Origin of the sequence: Salinivibrio sp. IB282 (assembly GCF_001995685.1) — a bacterium.
Lineage (GTDB): Bacteria > Pseudomonadota > Gammaproteobacteria > Enterobacterales > Vibrionaceae > Salinivibrio > Salinivibrio kushneri.
Map to the genome: position 1 here is coordinate 1 of NZ_MUET01000046.1, position 23,150 is coordinate 23,150.

At 51.1% G+C, this 23,150-nt stretch carries 19 protein-coding genes, 2 tRNA genes and 3 pseudogenes; 14 read left to right on the forward strand and 10 right to left on the reverse strand.

Going from position 1 to position 23,150, the window contains the following annotated elements:
* Positions 1-300, reverse strand: a pseudogene (locus tag BZG14_RS10245) (transposase); the annotation flags it as partial.
* A 738-nt stretch (positions 301-1,038) separates the two neighbouring features.
* Here BZG14_RS10245 and BZG14_RS10250 point away from each other — a divergent pair.
* The 4 genes from BZG14_RS10250 to BZG14_RS10265 all read left to right on the forward strand — a co-directional run bounded on the left by BZG14_RS10250 (position 1,039) and on the right by BZG14_RS10265 (position 5,538).
* A complete protein-coding gene (locus BZG14_RS10250; RefSeq protein WP_077599565.1) occupies positions 1,039-2,385 on the forward strand; it encodes a Na+/H+ antiporter NhaC family protein in 1,347 nt (448 codons plus the stop codon).
* A gap of 272 nt (positions 2,386-2,657) precedes the next feature.
* Positions 2,658-4,331 carry a bifunctional UDP-sugar hydrolase/5'-nucleotidase UshA gene (gene ushA, locus BZG14_RS10255; RefSeq protein ID WP_077457016.1) on the forward strand — a complete coding sequence of 558 codons (1,674 nt, stop codon included), beginning with the start codon at positions 2,658-2,660 and terminating at the stop codon, positions 4,329-4,331.
* A 98-nt stretch (positions 4,332-4,429) separates the two neighbouring features.
* Positions 4,430-4,903, forward strand: a complete 474-nt coding sequence (gene ybaK / locus BZG14_RS10260) for a Cys-tRNA(Pro) deacylase (RefSeq protein ID WP_077485376.1) — start codon at positions 4,430-4,432, stop codon at positions 4,901-4,903.
* A 17-nt stretch (positions 4,904-4,920) separates the two neighbouring features.
* Positions 4,921-5,538 carry a LysE family translocator gene (locus BZG14_RS10265; protein ID WP_077608679.1) on the forward strand — a complete coding sequence of 206 codons (618 nt, stop codon included), beginning with the start codon at positions 4,921-4,923 and terminating at the stop codon, positions 5,536-5,538.
* Positions 5,539-5,608: 70 nt separating this feature from the next.
* On the opposite strand, the gene smrA is transcribed toward BZG14_RS10265, so the two are convergent.
* Both smrA and BZG14_RS10275 read right to left on the reverse strand, forming a co-directional pair.
* A complete protein-coding gene (smrA, locus tag BZG14_RS10270; RefSeq protein WP_077456897.1) occupies positions 5,609-6,193 on the reverse strand; it encodes a DNA endonuclease SmrA in 585 nt (194 codons plus the stop codon).
* Between the two features lie 145 nt (positions 6,194-6,338).
* Positions 6,339-6,476, reverse strand: a complete 138-nt coding sequence (locus BZG14_RS10275) for a DUF3149 domain-containing protein (protein WP_046073685.1) — start codon at positions 6,474-6,476, stop codon at positions 6,339-6,341.
* 308 nt (positions 6,477-6,784) lie between these two features.
* Between BZG14_RS10275 and BZG14_RS10280 the strand changes: the two genes are divergently transcribed.
* Positions 6,785-6,861: transfer RNA gene (locus BZG14_RS10280), tRNA-Pro, on the forward strand.
* 127 nt (positions 6,862-6,988) lie between these two features.
* Positions 6,989-7,065, forward strand: a tRNA-Pro gene (locus tag BZG14_RS10285).
* Positions 7,066-7,118: 53 nt separating this feature from the next.
* Here the strand turns inward: BZG14_RS10285 and BZG14_RS10290 are convergent.
* Both BZG14_RS10290 and BZG14_RS10295 read right to left on the reverse strand, forming a co-directional pair.
* Complete coding sequence (locus BZG14_RS10290; protein ID WP_046073684.1) at positions 7,119-7,556, reverse strand: DUF411 domain-containing protein; 438 nt, start codon at positions 7,554-7,556, stop codon at positions 7,119-7,121.
* Between the two features lie 12 nt (positions 7,557-7,568).
* A pseudogene (locus tag BZG14_RS10295) lies at positions 7,569-10,116 on the reverse strand (copper-translocating P-type ATPase).
* Positions 10,117-10,287: 171 nt separating this feature from the next.
* On the opposite strand from BZG14_RS10295, the gene cueR reads away from it, so the two are divergent.
* Entirely contained in the window at positions 10,288-10,749 is a 462-nt protein-coding gene (gene cueR / locus BZG14_RS10300) for a Cu(I)-responsive transcriptional regulator (RefSeq protein ID WP_077456893.1), read from the forward strand.
* A gap of 3 nt (positions 10,750-10,752) precedes the next feature.
* Here cueR and BZG14_RS10305 read toward each other — a convergent pair whose 3' ends face one another.
* From BZG14_RS10305 to tesA, 3 genes are all read right to left on the reverse strand, one after another.
* Positions 10,753-11,607 (reverse strand): co-chaperone YbbN, encoded by an 855-nt coding sequence (locus tag BZG14_RS10305; protein WP_046073681.1) that lies wholly within the window; start codon positions 11,605-11,607, stop codon positions 10,753-10,755.
* A 430-nt stretch (positions 11,608-12,037) separates the two neighbouring features.
* Entirely contained in the window at positions 12,038-12,865 is an 828-nt protein-coding gene (locus BZG14_RS10310; protein WP_077457014.1) for an SDR family oxidoreductase, read from the reverse strand.
* A 29-nt stretch (positions 12,866-12,894) separates the two neighbouring features.
* Entirely contained in the window at positions 12,895-13,509 is a 615-nt protein-coding gene (gene tesA / locus BZG14_RS10315; RefSeq protein WP_077456891.1) for a multifunctional acyl-CoA thioesterase I/protease I/lysophospholipase L1, read from the reverse strand.
* On the opposite strand from tesA, the gene BZG14_RS10320 reads away from it, so the two are divergent.
* A complete protein-coding gene (locus tag BZG14_RS10320) occupies positions 13,508-14,194 on the forward strand; it encodes an ABC transporter ATP-binding protein (protein WP_077456889.1) in 687 nt (228 codons plus the stop codon). The genes tesA and BZG14_RS10320 overlap by 2 nt on opposite strands.
* Complete coding sequence (locus BZG14_RS10325; RefSeq protein WP_077456887.1) at positions 14,184-16,625, forward strand: ABC transporter permease; 2,442 nt, start codon at positions 14,184-14,186, stop codon at positions 16,623-16,625. Before BZG14_RS10320 ends, BZG14_RS10325 begins: the two co-directional genes overlap by 11 nt.
* Positions 16,626-16,744: 119 nt before the next feature.
* On the opposite strand, the gene BZG14_RS10330 is transcribed toward BZG14_RS10325, so the two are convergent.
* On the reverse strand, positions 16,745-17,641 hold the full coding sequence (locus BZG14_RS10330) for a TIGR01777 family oxidoreductase (RefSeq protein WP_077456885.1): 897 nt from the start codon (positions 17,639-17,641) through the stop codon (positions 16,745-16,747).
* A gap of 226 nt (positions 17,642-17,867) precedes the next feature.
* Between BZG14_RS10330 and BZG14_RS10335 the strand changes: the two genes are divergently transcribed.
* The 5 genes and pseudogenes from BZG14_RS10335 (at position 17,868) to BZG14_RS10355 (ending at position 20,915) form a co-directional block, all read left to right on the forward strand.
* Positions 17,868-18,593: a DUF1538 domain-containing protein gene (locus BZG14_RS10335; protein WP_046073676.1), complete on the forward strand. Its 726-nt coding sequence runs from the start codon at positions 17,868-17,870 to the stop codon at positions 18,591-18,593.
* Complete coding sequence (locus BZG14_RS10340) at positions 18,590-19,372, forward strand: DUF1538 domain-containing protein (protein ID WP_069361068.1); 783 nt, start codon at positions 18,590-18,592, stop codon at positions 19,370-19,372. Before BZG14_RS10335 ends, BZG14_RS10340 begins: the two co-directional genes overlap by 4 nt.
* Positions 19,373-19,381: 9 nt before the next feature.
* On the forward strand, positions 19,382-19,732 hold the full coding sequence (locus BZG14_RS10345) for a P-II family nitrogen regulator (protein ID WP_025674528.1): 351 nt from the start codon (positions 19,382-19,384) through the stop codon (positions 19,730-19,732).
* Entirely contained in the window at positions 19,729-20,151 is a 423-nt protein-coding gene (locus BZG14_RS10350) for a CBS domain-containing protein (protein ID WP_077520243.1), read from the forward strand. Before BZG14_RS10345 ends, BZG14_RS10350 begins: the two co-directional genes overlap by 4 nt.
* A 168-nt stretch (positions 20,152-20,319) precedes the next feature.
* A pseudogene (locus BZG14_RS10355) lies at positions 20,320-20,915 on the forward strand (tyrosine-type recombinase/integrase).
* 194 nt (positions 20,916-21,109) lie between these two features.
* Here BZG14_RS10355 and BZG14_RS10360 read toward each other — a convergent pair.
* On the reverse strand, positions 21,110-23,150 hold a 2,041-nt coding region (locus BZG14_RS10360; RefSeq protein WP_077608680.1), incomplete at its 5' end, for an AAA family ATPase.

The window sequence follows — 23,150 nt, forward strand, 5'->3', positions numbered from 1 at the left end:
GTTCAGAGAGTCGGACATCAAGAGAGCGGTAGCCTTTTTTAAAATGTCATTATGCTCCTCAAGGCGCGCCAGCTTTTTCTTTAGCTCCCGAATTTCAATTTGCTCTTGTGTGATGGGGGAAGCATGAGGCGTAACGCCTTGTTGCTCCTGTCTCAGTTGCCTTACCCACTTATCCATGGTGGATTTGCCCACGCCCATGGCAGTAGCTGCTTCGATAATCGTGTAGTTTTGTTCGAGAACAAGCTCGGCGGCTTCACGTTTAAATTCCGCGCTGAAAGTACGTCTTGTGCGTTTGGTCATGGTTTCACCTGTCATGCGATGAGGCGTATATTAACACCTCTAATCAGGTGGCCAAATTCACTATGCCACTACAGTTAGATTATATTCAACTCCGTCTTCACCGGTGATGAGACCTTCGCGCTTTGTGTTGTCAAAGCTCTTTATTACCCCTTTCATTTTAACTCCTGTGACGTGGAAAAATAGATAAAGCTTTTAGCACACTTTGACTTATTGTCCAGTAATTTGCTTTTTATGTTGAATGGGTTAGACATTTTTAGAGTTCACACCTTGTTTCGTGTCTTCGTTTGGGCATGCCCCCAGATAGACAAACGACGCGTCCACACTCATCAATGTGAAGCGTTATTTGGGAGGGGTTTAGCATTGCCCATGATCGCCGAACCGGTCGATAACCAGACGTGCATGAGTCTTACGAACATTAAAATCACTTTATCAACGGTAAATTACCGTCTCCCTATCAACGGTAAATTACCGTCTCCCTGGTTATCCTTTCCTGATGGGGGGCTTTTTATCTATAAACGACGTCGTCCCGGTCTCATTTCTACCTTCAATTTTCTCGCGCTATCATTTCGTTTTTATACCGTATCGTTTGCCTAAAATACCTTTTTGATGCGAGGCGTTGTCTAGCATCGAGTACGAGCAATCAAGATATTTAGATGTTTAGACGTCCATTTGTTGACTGGACGGCTAGAGGTCTGTAATCTTGATCACAGTTTTAAAAGAGGTATGACAAAAACTGCCATGACAACATCAGCAAACACCGCACCGCGGCCCTCGGCGCTCGCACTTCTCCCGCTACTTTTATTTTTAACCCTTTTTATCGGAGCGGGGGTTTATTTTACTCTAGAAGGTGCGGACTACGCCTTTTATCAGCTTCCTGCGCACGTCGCTATTCTGCCTGCAGTGATCCTGGCCATTGGCTTGAGCCGTGAGCGCCTGAACACCGCTATTGAACAATTTATTCGCGGTATGGGACACGGCGACATTATTGCGATGTGCTTGATTTATTTGCTCGCCGGAGCTTTTTCCGCGGTCGCCGATGCCACGGGTGGGGTAGAGGCCACGGTCAATCTGGGACTGACCCTGATCCCAGAAAGCTTGATCTTACCCGGACTATTTGTGATTGCGGCGTTTATCTCAACGGCAATGGGCACCTCAATGGGCACTATCGCCGCATTAGCGCCTTTTGCATTGAATATGGCGACAGCCACGGGTCAGGCACCGGCGGTGATGGCCGGTGTGCTGCTAAGCGGGGCGATGTTTGGTGATAACCTTTCTTTTATCTCTGACACCACCATCGCTGCGACGCGCTCACAAGGCTGTAGCATGCGTGACAAGTTCAAAGAGAACGTGGGGATAGCCATTCCCGCCGCAATCGCCGCGATTATTCTGTTTGTATTTAACAACCAAAGCGCACCCGTCGACGCACCAGAGAGCATTAACTATCTGGCGGTATTACCCTATTTGTCGATCATTGTATTGGCGCTGGCGGGATTAAACGTGTTTGTGGTGCTCACCGCTGGGATTGCCTTGGCGCTGTGTGTGGGGTTAATGAGCACCCCTGACTTCACGTTGCTGACCTTCAGCCAAGAGGTCAAAGCAGGTTTTGCCAGCATGCAAGAAATCTTTGTCTTGTCGCTGATGATTGGCGGGATCGCCGAGCTGATGCGTTGCCAAGGTGGGCTGAGCTTTTTGACCCAGGCGGTGAATCGGGTGATCGCTCGGTTTGAAAAAAACCGTGGCTCGCATCACTCCCGCGCGAGTGAATTTGGTATCGCCTTGTTAGTGTCTTTTTCTAACTTGTGTACCGCCAACAACACGGTTGCGATTGTGGTCTCTGGGCAAGTGGCGAAAAACATCGCCAGTGAGCACGCGGTGCCGCCCAAACGCAGTGCCAGCTTGTTGGATATCTTTTCCTGCGTGGTACAAGGCCTGATCCCTTATGGCGCACAAATCCTGCTCCTCGGTGCCAGCTTTGGCTTGTCGCCGTTGGTGATTGTTAGCCACTCTTATTATTGTTTCTTCCTCGCCGCGTCGGCATTGATTGCGGTGATTAGCCGCCGATGGTGGCAAGCGCGTCGCGCTTAATCGTTATGGTTGACACATCACGGCGCTGTCTTTTCTTGTCTAGATAGGTAAGCAAAGGCTGCGCCGTTTTTGATCTGTCTAGAGTTCAGACTCTATAAATTTTGTCTCGATCACCAAAGTCGCCTTGCCTAAGCGTTGTAAGGTGATCGCAGCAACAAAAATATGAAATCACTCAGCACCATAGCATCAATTCTTTTAGACTAGATAGCGTTTTATAACCACCGACAATGATGTCGATGGTGGTTTATCCATCGCTAAAAAGGTCTATGATCATGAAGGAACGTCTTTGTTTGAAGGCAGCGGTCAGCGCTGCATTAATTGCCTCATTGGCAGGCTGTGCCAACTCTGGTTCAGAGACACAAGAGCAAGGTTGGGCGCCAGATACTACTTATAAACTCACCATTCTTCATACCAACGATCACCACGGTCGTTTCTGGCACAACCGCTATGGCGAATACGGCATGGCAGCACGTAAAACCTTGATTGATGATCTGCGCGCAGAAGCCAAAGCGGAAGGCAGCGAAGTACTGCTCCTGTCGGGCGGCGACATCAACACGGGTGTCCCAGAGTCAGATTTGCTGCAAGCCGAGCCTGATTTCAAAGGGATGACCCAAATTGGTTACGATGCGATGGCTATCGGTAACCACGAGTTCGATAATCCGCTTAGCGTGCTTGAACAGCAAATGCAGTGGGCTGACTTCCCGATGCTTTCTGCCAACATTTACGACAAAGAAACCGGTGAGCGTAAGTATCAGGCTTACGAGATGTTTGAGCGTAATGGTCTGAAAATTGCGGTTGTGGGTCTGACCACCGAAGACACGGCCAAAATCGGTAACCCAGAATACATTGGTTCGCTCGATTTCCGCGACCCGAAAGCCGAAGCGAAAAAAGTGATCGCCAAGCTGAAAGAAACCGAGAAGCCCGACATCATTATCGCCGCGACCCATATGGGTCACTACGCCGACGGTAAGAGCGGCGTGAATGCCCCAGGCGATGTGGCGCTAGCACGTTACATGGATGACGGTGACCTCGACCTTATCATCGGCGGCCACTCACAAGAGCCTGTGTGTATGGAAGGCCCGAACATGTATAACAAGAGCTTCGAGCCTGGGGATGCATGTACGCCAGACCAACAAAATGGCGCGTGGATTATGCAAGCTCACGAATGGGGTAAGTATGTCGGTAAAGCGGAATTTGAATTCCAAAACGGCGACCTGAGCCTGGTTAGCTATGACCTGATCCCGGTGAACCTGAAGAAGAAAATTAAGGTTGATGGTGAGAAAAAACGCGTCTTTATTCAAGATGAAATTGAAAAAGACCAAGCGCTGTATGACTTCTTGAAGCCTTACCAAGACAAAGGGCAAGAAAAGCTGAGCGTGAAAATTGCCGAGAGCAACGGCAAGTTAGTGGGCGATCGCAACATTGTGCGCTTCCAGCAGACTAACCTAGGTCGTCTGATTGCCACCGCTCATATGGAACGCGCCAAAGCAGACTTTGCGGTCATGAACTCAGGCGGTGTGCGTGACTCTATCATTGCCGGTGACATCACCTATAAAGACGTGCTCAAAGTGCAGCCATTTGGCAATATGGTCACCTATACCGACATGAGCGGTAAAGAAGTGATGGATTACCTCAATGTGGTGGGAACCAAGCCAGTTGATTCGGGTGCTTACGCGCAATTTGCGGGTCTGTCGATGGTCGTTGAAGACGGTAAAGTCCATGACGTGAAGATTGGCGGTGAGCCCATTGATATGGATAAAACCTATCGCTTCACCGTGCCAAGCTTTAACGCTGCAGGCGGCGACGGCTATCCAAAACTGACTAATCACCCTGGTAACGTCAACACAGGTTTTGTTGATGCAGAAGTATTGAAAGACTATCTGGAAGCCAACAGCCCAATCGATGTTAATGACTATGCGCCACAAGGCGAGATCGTTTACAAATAAATGGCTGTAAGATTGTCAGAACAAAAAGCGGTACCGATGCGGTGCCGCTTTTTTTATGTAATCATTAGTTACCGGTTTACAAACAAGTGGCAAAAACGATGACGCCTGCAATCAAATTAGCAGAAAAACAAAGCATTGCGTTTGAGGTTCACCAGTATCAGCACGATCCGAATAACCTTAATTTTGGTGAAGAAGCTGTCCAAGCGTTAGGGCAAGACCCGGCTAGGGTATTCAAAACACTATTGTTTTGTATTAATGGTGACAGCAAGCAGCTAGCGGTGGCGGTTGTCCCCGTCAAAGGCAGCCTCAACCTAAAAGCCGCTGCCAAAGCCGCGGGTGGCAAGAAAGCAACCATGGCCGATCCGCAAGTGGCCCAGCGCACAACAGGCTACCTGGTCGGAGGGATCAGCCCGCTTGGTCAGAAAAAGCGGCTACCGACGTTTGTCGACAGCTCCGCGCAGCAGTTTGAGACCATTTGTGTCAGTGCCGGGCGGCGTGGACTGGAAATCGAACTCTCACCGGACGATTTGCTGTCTTTGACTGCGGGGCACTATGCCGCGATTGGCGAATAAATAAGAAGGATACACAGATGACTCTTACCATTTGGACGTCGCTCGCCTTGGTTTGCATGCTTGGGGCGATGTCGCCCGGGCCGAGCTTGGTGGTAATGGCAAAGCATAGCCTTGCCAATAGTCGCTTACATGGCATTGTCGCTTCATGGGCGCATGCATTGGGGGTAGGCCTCTACGCGCTCATTACCATGTTAGGGTTGGCGGTTATCTTTAAACAATCCCCGTTGCTTTTTACCGTCATTGCCTATGCCGGCGCTGGCTACCTCGCTTGGCTAGGGGTGAAATCATTGCTGAGTAAGGGTGGGGTTGCAGCCAAACTAGAAGCGGGACAACCCGCCAGTTTAGGCGAGGCGGCACGCGATGGGGCGATGATCTCGATGCTCAACCCAAAGCTGGCACTATTTTTTATTGCCTTGTTTAGTCAGTTTGTTGCAGTGGGCACGGATTTATTTAGCCGCAGTGTGATTGTGTTGACACCATTATTGATTGATGGGCTTTGGTACACCTTGATCGCCTTTTTGTTATCCAGCCCTGCCATTGTCGACAAGCTACGTCACCACGGCGCGTGGGTGGATAAGCTTTCAGGCGTGGTATTGATTGCGCTGGCAGTGCGTGTGGTGGTGACGCTGCAATAGTGAGGCGCAGCTAGAGGCAACAAACAGACGCGTTAATAAAAAGACTGGCAGCCCGCCAGTCTTTTTGCATTTAGGGGCGGTGACTTAAGTGGCGCTCGCGGGTTTCTAGCTTTTTCTCTTGGCTTTTTTTGATCATCACGTATAACGCGCCGGTACCGCCTTGATGACGCAGTGCCGAGTGGTAGCAGAGCACATCTGAAATTTGTTGTAGCCACTGACAGACATAGCTTTTCATCATTGCCTGTGGGTTACTACGCTCGCCTTTTCCATGCACAATGATCACGGTGCGCACATCCATACGCTGGCATTGTTTTAAAAAACGTAAAATTTCATCTCGGGCTTTTTCCAATGACATCTTGTGCAGGTCGAGCCTGGCGTTGACGTCATATTTGCCTAGTCGTAGTTTACGAAACACGCCATCCTGTACGCCATCGCGCTTGTAGGCCATCACCTCGTCGGGCTTGACCATCTGGGCGTACTCGAGTGACAGGTATTCAGGATCGCTGTTTGCCAGCTTCTGCGCCGCTTGTTGGCGTGCAAGCTGGGCCTCAGTGGGCTGATGCGATCCTGTTTGATCCTCAACCGTGTCCTGCTTGATGGGTGCCACGTCTGACATCATTTCTCGAAACAGCTCAAATTCATTTTTATCACTCATCACTACAGTGCCATGTGCGTCGTGGAGTCATTTGGGGACAGTATAAACGAAAATAAAAAAAGAAACCTAGAGCCACACTCTGTGACCAACCATGCAACTCCAGGTTAAGCAAGTTTGCTTAAAGATAGGTAGGCAATAAAACAGGTTATTGAGGTTTGGAAGTCATCACTTTGTAGACAAAATAGCCGCCGAAAAAGCTGATCAGGCCAAATGTACAGATGATGACAATCATGGATGACAAGCCCACGGCGTTGCCGAAAAGTAGATCAAGCCAAAAGTCCATAGTCTGTACCCTCGCGTCCGTTAATGTAGGGTCAGGATGCCAATAGGAAGCGGGTTGAATACTGATCAGGATCAAGAGAAATGGCGAACAAATTATCAACATTTGTTAACAACGATCTGATCACAAACTGCGCGCAACTGATGCGACTTTCACCGTTTAGAGCGGTTGAATGAAAAAATAAGCCGCTAGGGCTTGAGGTTTCTCGGTGCTTGAGTATGATAGGCGACTTCAGCAGCGAGGATGCACTTAAACGCATACTAAGCTGCTTGACAAGTTCGATGCCTGTTCGTAAAACTTGTCAGATATGTCGGTGAATAGCGCAGTTTGGTAGCGCATCTGGTTTGGGACCAGAGGGTCGGGGGTTCGAATCCCTCTTCACCGACCACTATTTAGGTAGTGGAGAGCGCGTTTGGTCGGGGGCCGGAAGCCCGGTCGCATCGAATCCCTCTTCACCGACCATTATTTTAAAACTGAGTGATCTAAGGTTACTTGGTTGACGTAAAAAGCATTAACGGTGAATAGCGCAGTTTGGTAGCGCATCTGGTTTGGGACCAGAGGGTCGGGGGTTCGAATCCCTCTTCACCGACCAACAAGAAACCCCAGCCTTTTGGCTGGGGTTTTGTCGTTATAGTGGCAGGGTGTTTATGGTTTTGGGTAATGCTGGAAGGCTTGCGTGTTGCCTGCGTCATCAAACGCCATCACAGTGTAGGGCTGGTGACGGTCGCCATATTCCATGCCTGGCGAGCCGATCGGCATGCCAGCGACAGCGAGACCTTCTAACCCAGTATTGGTAGCGAGTAGCTTTTTCACCTCTTTGGCTGGTACATGCCCTTCAATCACATAGCCGTTGATACGTGCGGTATGGCACGATTGCATCTCCGCAGGTACGCCCATCTCTTGCTTAATGGACGCCATATCATCATGTGGCTTGACCTCTAGCTCAAAACCGGCTTGCGCCATGTGCTCAACCCAATCGTCGCAACAGCCACAGCTGGGCGATTTATACACCACGCCGCTCGCGGCCATCGCTGAGGCACTCATCAGGCCCACTGTCGCTGCAAGTAATTGTAAACGTTTCATTATCGCTCCTTGTTACTTATCGTCTGATTTTATTTTGAAAAAACGTAGTCGATTGGCGTTGGTGACAACCGTAATCGAAGACAGCGCCATCGCGCCCCCTGCAATCACCGGGCTGAGCAACATGCCAGTGAAGGGATAGAGGATACCGGCCGCGACTGGGATCCCTAAGGTGTTATAAATAAAGGCCCCAAAGAGGTTCTGCTTCATATATTTGTTCCGATTTACCATCGGGTAGCACCCCAGCAATCACATGATCAATGCCTAGCTGACGACCAATGGCATTGGCGGTGTCAGGGTGGTCACCAGAGAGCATGATCACTTCGAGCCCTTGCGCTTGCAGGTTGGCAACCGCGTCAATAGCATCGTCACGAATAGGGTCACTKACGCCAATCAGCGCTTGCACACTGTCTGTATTGGCAAGATAGATGGCGGTCTCGCCACGCTGAGTCATGGCGTCGATATCGCTTTGATGGGAGGCCGTCTCGATCCCTTGTGCGTCCATCCAGGCTTGGTTGCCAATGAAGTAGCGCGCCCCATCGATCTGCGCCTGGATCCCTTTGCCAGATTCGCTATTAAAGTCGTTTGATGTTGGCAGTGAGAGATCTTGTGCCTTGGCATAATTAACAATAGCCTGCGCCAGCGGATGCTCAGAATGCTGCTCCAGCGAGGCGGCGATTGCCATTAAACGTTCTTGGTCACCGTTAATCGCTTTTACATGGGTGACTTCGGGTTGGCCGCGTGTCAATGTTCCGGTTTTATCAAACACTATCGTGTGGAGTTTGGCGGCGGTTTGTAGCGCGTCCGCATCACGAATTAATACCCCGACTTCGGCGGCGCGACCCACCGCAGCAGTCACCGATAAAGGCGTGGCGAGACCAAGCGCGCACGGACACGCGATAATAAGCACGGTAGTGGCGGTGACTAGCATATAGCTGACCGACGGCTCAGGGCCGACAACATACCAGATAGCCGCTGTAACCAATGCAATAGCGACCACGATGGGCACAAATACCGCGGAAATGCGATCGGCAAGCTTGGCCAGCTCGGGTTTACTGCTTTGGGCTTCGCGCACCAAATCGATAATACGCGCCAGCATGGTATCGCTACCGACGCCGGTAGCTTTAAACGTCAAGCTCCCTTTTTGGTTGACTGTCCCCGCGTGCAGCGTGTCTCCCTGCTGTTTGCTGACCGGCACGGGCTCACCTGTGAGCATCGACTCATCAATATAGCTGCTGCCTTCGACCACTTCGCCATCTACCGGCACTTTCGCCCCCGGTTTTACTCTAAGCGTCATCCCTTGTTTGACTTCATCAAGCGGACGCTCTGTCTCCTGGCCGTTCTCGATAACCAGCGCCGTGGGCGGCTGCAAATCAAGCAGCTGGTCAAGCGCTTTGGAGGTGTTGGCACGTGCGCGCGCCTCAATCGCATGGCCTAGGCTGATCAAACCAATGATCATCGCTGAGGCTTCAAAGTACACATGCCGTGCTTGTTCAGGGAATAATGCCGGTGCCACGACGACGGCGGTAGAATACAGCCATGCTGCCCCTGTCCCGAGCGCCACCAAGGTATCCATGGTGGCACGTTTGTGCTTCAGTGCCTGCCAAGCATTGGCGAAGAAATGACGGCCCCCGGTAGCGAGCAGCAAGAGGGTAAGGATAGCCACCGCGCCCCACGCCCACTGATCTTGGCTGGATTGAATGGTCATGCTGCCACCGAATATCCCCCAAGCCATAATTGGGCCACCAAGACCTAAGCCAGCTATCGTACTGCGTTTAAAGTTTTTTAACTCGGCGGCTTGTTGGTGCTGCTGGCGCTCGCGGCGGTCATTATCATCCTCGACTTTTTCTGCGCCGTAGCCAGCGTTCTCCACCGCGTCAACGATAGCATCAGGTGAGGCATTGCCTTTTACAATCGCACTGCGCTCGGCCAGATTCACACTCACATTGGCCACGCCATCAACGCCACTAATCGCGTTTTCCACACTGCTTACACAGCTGGCACAGGTCATCCCCGATAGAACGTATTGCTGACGGCTCACGTTGGRGGTTGCTTTCGCGGTGTCAGCGCTGGATGAATGCGCTTGTTCAGAGTGAGAGGCAGCGGAGCGGTTGTGTGCACTGTCACTGGGCTTGGCGTTTAACTCTGGCTCTGGCCCACTGACCGTGTCTGAGGCTGTGTGACTACCGGTTTCAGTGTTTTGGTTATCGTCGGTGGCAAGCTCAGCCTGATAGCCGAGCTGGTCAACCAGCTCAATCAGCGTATCAGCACTCAAGCTGGTGTGCACATGAGCCTCAGTTTTACTCACTGAGTGAGAAAACACCGTGGGCTGCTCGTCCAGTGCCGCTTCGACTTTGGCCACACAGCGGCCGCAGTTTAGCCCGCTTAAGGCCAAGTGATAATGCTCGCCGACCTGATAGCCGAGCGCTTCAATCGCGGAGACCGCCTGGCGAAGTGGGTACTCGGTGCTCTCACCCAGGGCTTCTAACGACACTGACTGGGTGTCAATCTCTTCAATACGAATCCCGTCGATACCCTCAAGTGCTTTTGTCACTTTTTTCACACAGCCTTGGCAGCTTAAACCACTAAGCGGCAATGTGTAGTAGGTGATATTAGTGTCGGTGGTAGTCATTGCCTCTCCTTATCGCCTGACATGATTCATGTTGGCGATTGTCGCAATTTTCGTTAGGCTAAACTGTAAACCTTATAGCTACTGGAAGGTCAAGCGAGCAAAATGAAAATTCAACAAGTGGCAGAGAAAACCGGCCTAACTAGCAAAACCATTCGTTTTTACGAACAAAAAGGGCTGATCACCCCGCCGCATCGGGCGGAGAATGGCTATCGGGACTATCGCGCGCAGCACGTGAGTGAGCTGCAAATGATCCGTCGGGCGCGACTGGTGGGGTTTACCTTAGAAGAAAGTGCGGATTTGTTAGCGTTGTCGCGCGATCCGTCGTTACGCAGTGCCGATGTCAAAGCGCGTGCCGAGACAAAATTGGTAGAGATTGATGAGAAAATGGCAGAACTGGCGGCAATGAAAACCACACTGCACGCCTTAGCGCAGGCTTGTCCGGGCGATAGTGACGCGCAGTGCCCGATTATCGAAGCACTGCGCGGTGACAGTGAGCTAGGCGAGTTGGACGCCAGCCCCTCAAGTTGTTGTGCATCAGGGGATGAATCGCCCGTGACAAACTAACATTTAGTAAAGCAGCGAATAGAGCTGACGACGATAACGCGACGCCACCTCATTGCCTTGGCCGAGCGCGGTAAGGATGTCCATCAGGGTTTTCTTAGCTTCACCCTCGGCATGATTCATGTCGCGGCGAAGAATGTTCATCAGCAGCTCAAGCGCTTCTTCACTGCGATTGATCTGATTGAACTGCACTGCCAGCTCATAGGCGACGTTGGCGTCGTCTGGGTTTTCTTCGAGTTGAGCTTGAAGACGGCGGATTTCAGGCGCATCAATCGCTTGGTTATGTAACTCAATCTTGGCCACCAAGCTTTTGTAGGTGGCATCTTGATCTTGCATCAGCACGGTATCCAGCAGCGCTTGCGCCGCATCAAACTGATGAGTCTCGACCAAGCATTCCGCCATCGCCAGTTTGTACTCACCCTTATCGCCGTGACTGGTTTCCAGCGGCTTTAAAATCACCAAAGCATCGGTGTAATTGCCTTCGGCCATAAGCTGACGCGCTTGCTCGAACGCTTGATCTTCTGGGCTTGGAAGGTGCTTGTTCAGCATCTCGCGTACGGTTTCTTCATTTTGCGGGCCAGCGAGGCCATCCACAGGTTGACCGTCTTTAAACAGCGCCAGGGTTGGCAGCGCACGCACGCCAAACTGCGCGGCAATCAGCTGCTGCGCTTCGCAATCGATGGTCGCCAGTGTGAAGTTGCCGTGACTGTCGTGAGCAATTTGTTCAACCGTGGGTTTAAGCTCCACGCTTTCGGGCATCATGCTTGCCCAAAAGTACACCAGCACCGGCGTGCGAGACGACGACTCGAGAATCTGCTGAAAATTATGCTCGGTTAATTCGACGATATAGTTTGCGTTCATCATGGATCCTGACCAAGTGGATTTGCTTTAAGGGTGGGGGCAAACGTGCAGAAATTCAAGCAACTGGGCGTGTATTTGGGCGTGTTATTACGGTTCTGACCAAAGGCGAAAGGGATTAAAAAGAGAAAAAACGAAAAAGCCACCGGAGGGTGGCTCATTTCGTCGGTCTGCAAGCGAAGTCATTACAAAACAAGTGCGAGTTACAACACGAGCACCACGCACAAAGCGACGCTCAAGCAGAGCCAGTTCAATTGATGCAAGGTCATCAGCCGGCTCCTTTATGATTGTTATCGAGGGTGTTGCGTTATTGGCGGATAATGTTCTAACGGACGTTTTCCACCAGTGACGGTCAGATTAGCGCTCGTCTATGACAAACGTATGACAAATGCGACAGCAACCACGCTTTTTTGGCGTTTTTTTCGCTGTTGCATCAACCGCCTTTGAGCAAGACCCGATCCAGCCAGCGGCTGGGAAGGAGCCGTTTGAGGATTGCCATCCACACTGTCGGTTGAGTCACGCGATAACGTATTTTGGGGCGAGGCGAGAACAAGGCATGCGTCAGTGGTGCGACAAGCGCGTCAGCGGGCAACGTATATTTGTTGCCACCTTCGTCTGCCGCAAGGCGGTCAAGTTGGGCTTGGTAGGCCTGTTGATGGCGGCTTTTATTAGGGTCTACCCAGTGTTTAAAGGCGCTGAGTGCATTGGCACGAAACGCGGTTTCAATCGGGCCGGGCTCAATCAAGCTTACCTTAATCGGCGTGTCGCTAAGCTCTAAGCGCAAGGTATCGGTCCAACCTTCGAGGGCAAATTTGCTGGCGTTATAGGCGCCACGGTATTTCAATGCCACGATACCCAGCACCGAGCTGTTTTGCACAATGCGTCCCTCGCCATAATTAAGCAGCATCGGCAACAAGGCTTGGGTTAAATGGTGCCAGCCAAACACATTGGTCTCAAACTGAGCGCGTAAGGCGTCGGTGGGCAAATCTTCCAGCGCGCCCGGTTGGCCGTAAGCGCCGTTATTAAACAGTGCAAAGAGTTTGCCGCCTGTCATTTGCTCGATGGTTTCGACCGCTTGGTTGATGCTGGCCGTGTCTGACACATCCAATTGAATGCAGGTTAAGCCTTCTTGCTGTAAACGGCTGACATCGTCAGCCTTTCGGCAACTGGCGATCACCGTGTGCCCTTGCTCATGCAAGGCTTTGGCGCAGGCATAGCCGATGCCGGTAGAACAGCCGGTGATTAAAATGGCGTTATTCAGCGGTGAGGCAGTGTCCATAAGATCCTCATTCATGATTCGGTTGCGTCAGACAAGTAAGGCGCAAGTTTTTCTGCCATAAAATCGGCAATCCAAGGTTGTGCGGCCGGCATCGGGTGAATGCCATCATCACGCATCCATTCAGGCTTTTGGATCACAGTCTCCATAAAAAAGGGCAGCAAGGGAGTTTGTGTTTGCTCTGCCAGTGTAGGATAAATATCAGCAAATCCTTGTGCATAGCGCTGACCATAATTAGGCGGGATTTGGATTTGCACCAACAAAGGCGTGGCATCGGCGGCGCGGGTTTGAGTGATCAATTGCTTAAGGTTGTCTCGTATACGATTAAATGGCCAACCGCGTAGGCCATCGTTGCCGCCGAGTTCAATCAGCACCCATTCGGGCTGGTGGCGTTCTAATAATTGCGGCAGACGCTGCAGGCCATTGGCGGTGGTATCGCCGGAAATGCTGGCGTTAATCACCTCAACCTCGACATCGTGGTCGTTGAGCGCGCGCGGCAGCTTAGCAGGCCAGGCTTGTTCAGCCGCCATTTGGTAGCCAGCGCTTAAGCTGTCACCAAGGACAAGGAGCGTTTGTGCACTGGCACTGCTCACCCACAAAAAACACAACAAAGTAAGGATGCGTAACATGGCCTCTCCTGTTATTCGAGCCGAAAAAATTGCAAAACATGTCGTGACACGCGAACAGCCGCTTACCATTCTGCAGGATGTCTCGCTACAAATCGAGGCAGGCGAGTCGATTGCATTAATGGGCGTGTCCGGCGCAGGAAAATCCACCTTAATGACTTTGCTTGCAGGATTAGATACGCCCAGTGAAGGCGAGGTCGATCTGCTCGGCCACAAGCTTTCCACCTTGGATGAAGATGCGCGCGCCGCACTGCGGGCCGAATCGGTGGGGTTTGTGTTCCAAAGTTTTTTACTGGTGCCGTCACTGAATGCGCTTGAGAACGTGATGCTGCCGCTCACCATTCGCGGTGAGGAAGAAGACGAAACCCGCGCCAAGCAACTGCTGGCCTCGGTGGGCTTGCAAGGACGCGAAAGTCATTTGCCGTCGCAACTCTCTGGCGGGGAGCAACAACGGGTGGCCTTGGCGCGTGCCTTTATTATCCGCCCACAGGTGCTGTTTGCCGATGAGCCGACCGGCAATCTTGACCAAAAAACCGCGGCGACCATCATCGATTTATTATTTGAGCTGAACGAAAAGCATGGCACCACTTTGGTGTTGGTTACTCACGATCCGGCGCTGGCACAGCGTTGTCAGCGTACCTTGATGATGGACAGCGGCAAACTACAGGAGCGAGTGAATGGCGAGTAAAAACGGACTACTCAATCGCTGGGCGTGGCGCGAACTGTTACACGGGCAAATTTGGCCTGTAGCGGTGGCGCTGGCACTGATCATCACCTGTGTGTTTGCGCTATCGGCATTGGCCGATCGCATTGAAAACGTACTCACCCAGCAAGGGCGCAATCTGATTGCCGCCGATACCGTGCTGCGTACTCGTCAGCCGCTTAACACCGAGCAAATTGAGGCGTTTAAACAAGCTGGCGCTACGGTATCTGCCCAAACCCGCTTTGGCACCATGGCGTTTAGCGAGCAAAAAATGCAGCTTGTGAGCGTGAAAGCGGTGGACAGCCTTTACCCGCTGCGCGGCGATTTGGTGTTGGAGCAAAACGGCCAAGCGATTGGCGGTGACCGCCGCATTCAACCCGGTGAGCTATGGCTGTCTGAGCGGGTGTTTAGTTTGCTGGATGTGAAACCTGGCGACACCGTCTCGATTGGTAACCTCGATTTAAATGTGAGCGGCACATTGGCCGCTGAGCCGGAGCTCTCATTTAACCCCTTTAGCCAAATGCCCGCGGTGATGATGCATCGCGATGATGTGCCGGCTGCGGGCGTGGTGCGTGAAGGCAGTCGGGTGCGTTACCGCTACTTTTTAACCGGTGACGAGCCCAGCCTAAGTGCGGCTAAAGCCAGCTATACGCTGCAAGATGGCGAGCGCTGGGTGGATGAAAATACCTCCGATCGCACCGGCGATATGCTGGATCGCAGCCGTCAGTACTTGTCATTAACCGTGGTGCTGGTGATTGTGATGGCCGCGGCGACGTTAACCTTAACTTGTCAGCACTATGCCAAAAGCCGTGCGGACTTGGTGGCGATGCTAAAAAGCCTCGGCGCTAGCCAGCAATGGGTGCGGCGCTGGTTGGCACGGCAGTTAACCTTATTGTTTGTCCTTGCCACCGCCGTGGGGTTAGCGGCAGGTTACACGCTTGAAGTGCTCTTGCGCTTGCCGCTGACCGATGTGCTGCCCTCGCCATTACCAAGCTATGGCTGGGTGCCTTGGGTGCTTGCGCCCGGTGTCGCGCTGTTGGTGGCGCTGCCAGCCTTGGGGGTGCCGCTGCTTAAACTGCTGGATGCGCCCGCGTTGGCCGCCGTGCAATCGCAGGCTGCCATCGGACGTCGCCGTCGTGGCACCGCGGCTGTTTTGATTGCGATACCGGTGGGGGCGCTTGCGCTGTGGGCGTTTGACAACACCTTGCTATGGACAGTGCTGGGGGCGATGGCGGTAATGATCGTCTTGCTGGCATTGGCAGGGTTAGGGCTGCTTAGGTTGGTGAAATCACGGGTGCGTGCGCCGTCGGTCAAGCTCGCCTTAAGCCGAATTACCCGCAATAAACTGGCTAGCAGCGTGCAGTTAGGGGCGCTTGCGATCTCCTTTATGCTCTTGGCCATTATCTGGCTGCTGCGTACTGACTTGCTCGCTGATTGGGGACGGATGCTGCCGCCCGATGCGCCCAATGTGTTTGCGCTGAATATCGCCCCGAGTGAGCAGCAAGACTATGTGGGTGAACTCGACGACGCCAGCTTGATGCGCTCTGATGCCTACCCAATCGTGCGTGGCCGGCTGGTGGGCAAAAACGGTGAGCGTTACCAGATCCCAACCGATGAAGCCGAGCGTGATGAAGCGGACGAGGCCTTGCGCCGCGAGCTTAACTTCACCTGGCGCGAAACCTTGCCATCACACAATGAGGTGATTGCCGGAGACTGGCCAACTGAGAATGGTGTATCAGTGGAGGCCGACATTGCCGAGCGCTTGGAGATTGAGATAGGCGACAGCCTGACCTTTAGCGTGACCGGCCAAGACTTTACCGCCACGGTGAACTCGATTCGTGAGGTAGAGTGGCGCAATATGCGGCCTAACTTCTACTTTATTTTCGACCGCGAGACGCTCGCCGACAAACCGGCTAACTGGCTGGTGAGCTTCAGGCTCGATGAATCGCAAACGCCTTTGCTCAATCGCTTGGCGCGGGAGTATCCGACCGTCACGCTGCTTGATTTGCGCACCATGAGCAGCCGTATTCAATCGATTTTACGTCAAATTGGCTTGTCGCTTTCGGTGTTGGCGGGGCTGGCGGTGATCAGCGGCCTGTTACTGCTGCTCACCTTGCTGCGTATTAGCTTGAGCGAGCGTCAGCAGGAGATAAACCTCTATCGCACCTTGGGCGCGAGCCGCACTCGTATTCAGCGTACCTTATGGAGCGAGTATGGCGTGATGGCCTTTGTGTCTGGCTTGATGGCGGTGCTGGGCGCAGAAGCGGCGATGGTTGGCTTGCTTAAGTGGGGCTTTGAAATGGAGATACGCCTGCACCCAGAGCTTTGGGCGGTGTTGCCGGTGTTGGCGGTAGCGCTGGTGTTTGTCACGGTCGCCTCGATGTTGCGCAAACTGATTGACCCGCAACGGCGTTAACAGGGGCGGTAAGCATCTTCGTTTCACACATAACAAAGCGGGTATCAAGAGCATTGATACCCGCTTTTTTGTGTACACCGTCTAGCTAGCAACACCGCTTGTGCGAAAAAACAAAGCCGCTACTTAAACAAAGACTGCATGGCTTCTTCCACCTTGGGGTGCTGGAACTCAAAGCCCGCGTCCTCCAAGGCATGGGGCAGGGCGCGCTGGCTATCGAGCAGCAAGTGCGAGGCTTCACCCATCATGGTTTTAATCGCCAAGGTAGGGACAAAGAACACGTGTGGGCGTTTTAAGGCACTGGCCAGCGCTTGGCTAAAGCGTTTATTGGTGACCGGCTCTGGCGCGGTGCAGTTAAACGGCCCTTTGAGCTCAGGGGTATTGAGCAGGTGGATAATCGCGCCGACCATATCATCAATATGAATCCACGGCATATACTGCTGGCCTTTACCAATTGGGCCGCCCAGCCCGAGTTTGTACGGCAGCATCATCCGTTTGAGCGCGCCACCCTCAGCGCTTAACACCACGCCGGTGCGCAGCAAGCACACCCGCGTCTGTTGCGATGCGCCTTTCAAGGCAATCTTTTCCCATTGATGACACACATGCTGGGCAAAATCATCGGCATGGACTACCAAGGTTTCATCAAAGCTGCGATCTTGCTGATCGCCGTAATACCCTACCGCCGAGCCGCTAATAAAGGTGTGAGGTGGGGTGCTGCTGGCATGGATTTTCTCCACCAATTTTTCCGTTAATCCCCAACGGCTGGTGCAGATGATCCCTTTTTGTTGCTCACTCCAGCGTTTGTCGGCAATCGGCTCGCCCGCCAGATTGATAACCGCATCAATATCATTCAGGTGGGGGAGATCATCAAGGCGCTCTAACGGCGTGACTTTATCGCCAAAGCACTGGGTGACCTTTTGCTTGGAGCGCGATAACACAGTGACCTGATGCTCGGTCAGCAAGCGAGGAATTAACGCCTGACCAATCAGGCCAGTGCCGCCAGTGATTAACAGTTTCATGCCTGATGTCCTAACGTCGAGTAATGGGTGATATAGATAACGCTAAGAGGGTTTTAGACTTAGCGCAAGTGATTGCTTTGTATCCTGTTACGTACCGCAATCAAAATCGGTTTGATCGCGCAGTTTTCTCTTCTGCCCCTCGCACGCCAAATTGGGAGTGCTAACATAAATAGGCACATAAAAGGTGTGTTTTAAATTTTACTACGCAGGGAGTCATGTCGCCTACATGCAAGCGTTATTCAAATCATTGCTAGGAAGCTTTCGCGATCTGTTACCCATCATCCTAGTGATTGGCTTTTTTCAAGTGATTGTCCTGCAACAACCGCTGCCCAACTGGATTTCTATTACTTTTGGCTTGGTGCTGGTGGTCGTGGGGCTGACCTTATTTGTATACGGCTTAGACATGGGATTATTCCCGATTGGCGAATCCATGGCACATTCGCTGGCCCACAAAGGCAGTTTAGGGTGGTTAATTGCGTTCGCGTTTTTGCTCGGCTTTGGCACCACCATTGCCGAACCCGCACTCACCGCGGTGGCGGCAGAGGCGGCAGATGTGGCGGCCAATGGCGGGATGATACACACCAGCGAAGCGGCCAAAGACAGCTATGCCAACGGCCTGCGGCTAACCGTGGCGCTTTCGGTCGGTTTTGCAATTGTGCTGGGGGTGGTGAGGATTATGAAAGGCTGGCCGATCCACCGTTTAATCATTGGCGGCTATTTGCTGGTGGTAGCAATGACCATGGTCGCCCCGCCGAGTATTATCGGCATTGCCTACGACTCGGGTGGGGTGACTACCTCGACCATCACGGTGCCGCTAGTCACCGCACTCGGCGTGGGGCTAGCAACCGTGATTAAAGGGCGTAACCCCATGGTGGATGGCTTTGGCTTGATTGCCTTTGCCTCGCTATCACCGATGATCTTCGTGATGGCCTACGGCATGGTGGTGGCATGAACAATCCACTCACTTTGTTTCTCGACACCTTTTTCTCCACCGTGCGCGATGTGATCCCGATTATCGCGATCATCTTTGGCTTTCAGCTGTTTGTGTTGCGCAAAGCGCTCAACAACCCTAAACGGATCTTTCTCGGCTTTTTCTATGTGATCTTGGGCTTAAGCCTGTTTTTAATGGGGCTGGAGCTGGCGCTATTCCCGCTGGGATCGTCGATGGCCGAGCAGCTGACCGCTCCCGATTTTGTTGGCGCAGCGCTTAAAGCAGGCGGCGAGATTAACTGGCAAGCCTACTATTGGGTGTATCTGTTTGCCGCGGCGATTGGCTTTAGCACCACAGTGGCTGAGCCCTCGTTAATCGCGGTGGCAATCAAAGCGGCCAAAGTATCGGGCGGCGCGATTCGGGTGAATGGGTTGCGCGCCTCGGTGGCGCTCGGAGTCGCCATGGGGATTGCCTTGGGGTGCTATCGCATTGTGGTGGGCGATCCACTTCATTACTACATCATCACCGGCTATGTGGTGGTGGTGATCCAAACCTATTTTGCCCCGCCGTTTATCGTGCCCTTGGCCTATGATTCTGGAGGGGTGACCACCTCAACCGTCACCGTACCCTTGGTGACGGCGCTGGGGTTGGGGCTAGCCTCCACCGTACCGGGAAGAAACCCGATGCTTGATGGGTTTGGCTTAATTGCGTTTGCCAGTTTGTTTCCGATGATCACCGTGATGGGTTATGCCCAAATCACAGCCTATTTACAGAAAAAGCACGCACAGCGTTCATCGTAAGGAGAGCCTATGCGGTTCAAATTAATCATGGCGTTTATTGAAGATGCCAAAACCGATGCGGTGCTCGATGCCGCCAGACAAGCCGGCGCCACCGGTGCAACTATTATTAACAACGCGCGTGGCGAAGGCTTGGTGAAAAAGAAAACCTTTTTAGGGCTGACGCTGGATGTGCAGCGGGACGTAGCCATCTTCCTGGTGGAAGAGCACTTAGCGCGCACCATCCTTGAAACCATTAATGATGTAGGCGAGTTCGATGCCACCTCCGGCAGTGGCATCGCGGTGCAAATTGATGTGGAAGATGCCGTGGGCGTGGCCCACCAAATGCGAGAATTAACCGAAGTGGTGAAGGACGAGTTATGAAACAACATAAAACGGTAAGAGATGTGATGCATGCCCATGCCGTGTGTATTGATGGGCTCACCACGGTCGAAGAAGCGATCCGCATTGCACGCGAACAAGAAGTGAAAGCGATTATCGTCAATAAGCGCGATGAGCATGACGAATTCGGCATTGTGTTAATGAACGACATTGCCAAAAAAGTGCTCGCCAAAAACCGCGCGCCATCACGGGTCAACGTTTATGAAATTATGACCAAACCCGCGCTTAGCGTCTCCCCCGATATGAATGTGAAATACTGCGCCCGTTTATTCGAACGCTTCGGCATCAGCCGCGCCCCCGTAATCGAAAACGGCCAAGTCCTCGGCATGGTCAGTTATAACCTGATCGTGATCTACGGCATGCTCGCCGAAGAAGTGGAGAGCCAGCATAGGAAGGATTAGAAGAGTAGGTGTAAAGATGGTTCTAAGGCAGTTGGGGATAGCTCATTTATGTCCACGGATGATTCTGAGCACCCTGAACGACTGCGTGATCGATGGCTATCAGGCTGGAACAGTTTCAGTTTATAGCCAGACTTTATGTTGACCAATAATATCGAAGAGGAGGTCAACATGAGAAAGTTATCTTCAGGAAAATGCAGCGGCATTAAACGACCATTCAAGTTGGAAGAAATTTGGCGAATTAGAACTAGGCTAGAGCTGAAAGCGACCTAATGTAGCTTGCACTATTGAACTTAGCCATTGATAGCAAATGAAGGGCAAGTGATTTACTAAGGCTGCATGTATATGATGTTTCTTCGCAAGGTGTAATTTATGAAAGGGTTCAATGCATCCAGCAAAAAACTGGCACCGACGTCCACTACGAGATTACCCCGAGAACGCAACAAAGTATTAGCCGATGGATCTACTCGGCATCCTTAGAGGCAAGCAGTTTTTTGTTTCCAAGTGGTCGCCGAAAAGGACAACCTATCAGCTACTCATTCTATCGATCGATTATCAGGAACTGGGCAGTAAAACTTGGATTGAATGCGGACTACTATGGCACTCATTCCATGCGCCGTACTAAAGCAACCTTGATCTATGCCAAAACAAAAAACATCAGAGCGGTACAGGTTTTACTGGGGCACTCGAAGCTAGATAACACTATTCGTTCCCTTGGAGTGGAACTGGAAGACGCTCTGAGGCTCTCAGAGCAAACAGACTGCTGAGGCTTGCTGATACAGGCTTTTCTCCTGAAAAGCCTGTGCCCCAAAGCGTGTTGTGAACCAAAGTACGAACTTAGACTCTCAGCTGGTTCTGACATACAAAAATAATGATAGTCAAAAGGCAAGAGCTGACCCCGTTACTTCCTTCTTAACTTCATCAGAATGTTCTGCGCAGGAATAAACTTCCCCAGCAAAAGCTAATTAACAGTTTGAAGATCACACCGAGTTTTCAGAAGATGTACGTCTCTAGAGTTAGTGTTCCTATCTAGTTTTGTTAACACGCTTTGTTGCGTCTCCGGTGTCCAGAATATTTTTAAGTACTTCCTAGCCCTAGTTACAGCCGTATAGAAAATGCTATGAGAAACATCATCCTCGTTCGCATCTGTGATGACAATTTTCACGGACTCATACTCCAAACCTTGTGCTTTGTGGATTGAAACCGCATAGGCTACTTGGAATGGCACCGTTGTGTTGTGTGAGTCGTCATCCTCATCGCTGCTACTAGGAAGGTCAAAAACAGTAAACCTCACTACAGAATCAGCTATCCATTCTAGATCTTCAATATGATATACATCAAATTCACTTACAGGGCGGTCTAACCAAACATCAAATTGAATCCACCCCGGAGCTTGATCTATAGCTTCTATTCGCCCTTTTAGGTTATTGTAAATTACTGGACGAAACCGATCTGTGTCAGAGAATAGAATTGGGTCCCCAACTTTAAAAGTTGCCTCACGCCATGCAAATGCTTGGTTTTGATTACTACTTTGCATGAAACGGTTTACGTTATTTATACCGTAAAGGCCATCATAATTCAGGCAAAGTACTATTTCATCTGAAGCATTTATCTCAAATAGTTCACTACTCAACAAGGATGAGTAACCATTCTGAGCCATGCATTCAGCTATATCGTCCTCAATATTCCTCACTTTGTTCCAAAAGCCCAACAAAGATTCGCTACTTGTACGATAAGGTGTCTTCAATTCAAATATTGAGTCGCTAGGGATAAAAGAATTTATTGCCCAAAACCAGTTACCAAATTGAATTGATTCAATCTGATAGCTATCACCGACAAGAATAAGTAACTCAAACGAGGTATTCTCCAATATTGTAAGTAAATCAGCATTACTTACCGTGCTGCACTCATCAATGATAAGGACATCGTAAGCAGTATCGTCCTGACTATAAGTGTGACTTCTAATAGTTTTGAAAGTAGAGTTCTGTGCACTGACCTTTCGTTTCAAGTTGTCAATTGCCGGATTGGTATGCGCGAGAAATAGTTTTTCTTTGTCATTAAAGTAGTTAGCAATATGGTCGACCATAGTCGACTTTCCTGTTCCAGCTGCACCATAAATTAAAGCTACACATGATCTACTAAATAACTGTACTAAAGCATTTATTTTTAGTGGATCGTCAATGTTCCGAGACGTTTCCGACAACCAACGTTCTACGGCTTGAGTATAACCTTGTACACCTGATGACGACTTTTCTKGTAACTTTTTGACAATTTCAGCAGTGTCAGTTTCATATCCTCTTACGAATACATGCCCTTTGTCCATTATCAACTGTCGGTGAGTGTGTGTGTAATAAAGATTGCGGTTAAAGGTAGAAATTAAGCTGTTAGTATCGCCATAATGTACTATATCTGCTATCGGAGTATAGAGAATACCATTACGTTCAACGTTATTCTTGACTTGCCTTACCATCAACTCATGCTCTCTATTCGTCGTATCTAGACTTTCTACCAAATCCCAGTACCTCGGGTTGTGGCTCGGCAAGGAAGTGCAAAAAGGCATTTGATCAAACGGTATACAACCATACTTAAGACTTAGCCCAGATAAGTAATTACATGGGTTACGACTAAACTGAGACTTTAGTGTTTTGTTGTACATTCTTAGCATCAAATAGCGAACTACGTTGTATCCTGCGGAGCGAGACCTCACTATATTTCGCGCTAAATCTAGCATTGGAAATACTCTTAAAGATGTAGCTCCTTGCGTACCAATCGCTTTAAGGCAGTTATACGATTGATCCGACATATCAATTAAGTCTAATAAGTTCACCGCCTCACTAGTAAGCATGTTCATGAGAAAACGATATTCAGGTGAGTTTGTGCGGACACCTAATGGTGCATTGAGCAGTTTTGCTAAGTTATCAAACTCACAGGGTCGAATAGAGACTTCCCACTGCCTTATGATTATGATAGGCATTGTGTAGCCTACAACTGATATGCTGTCC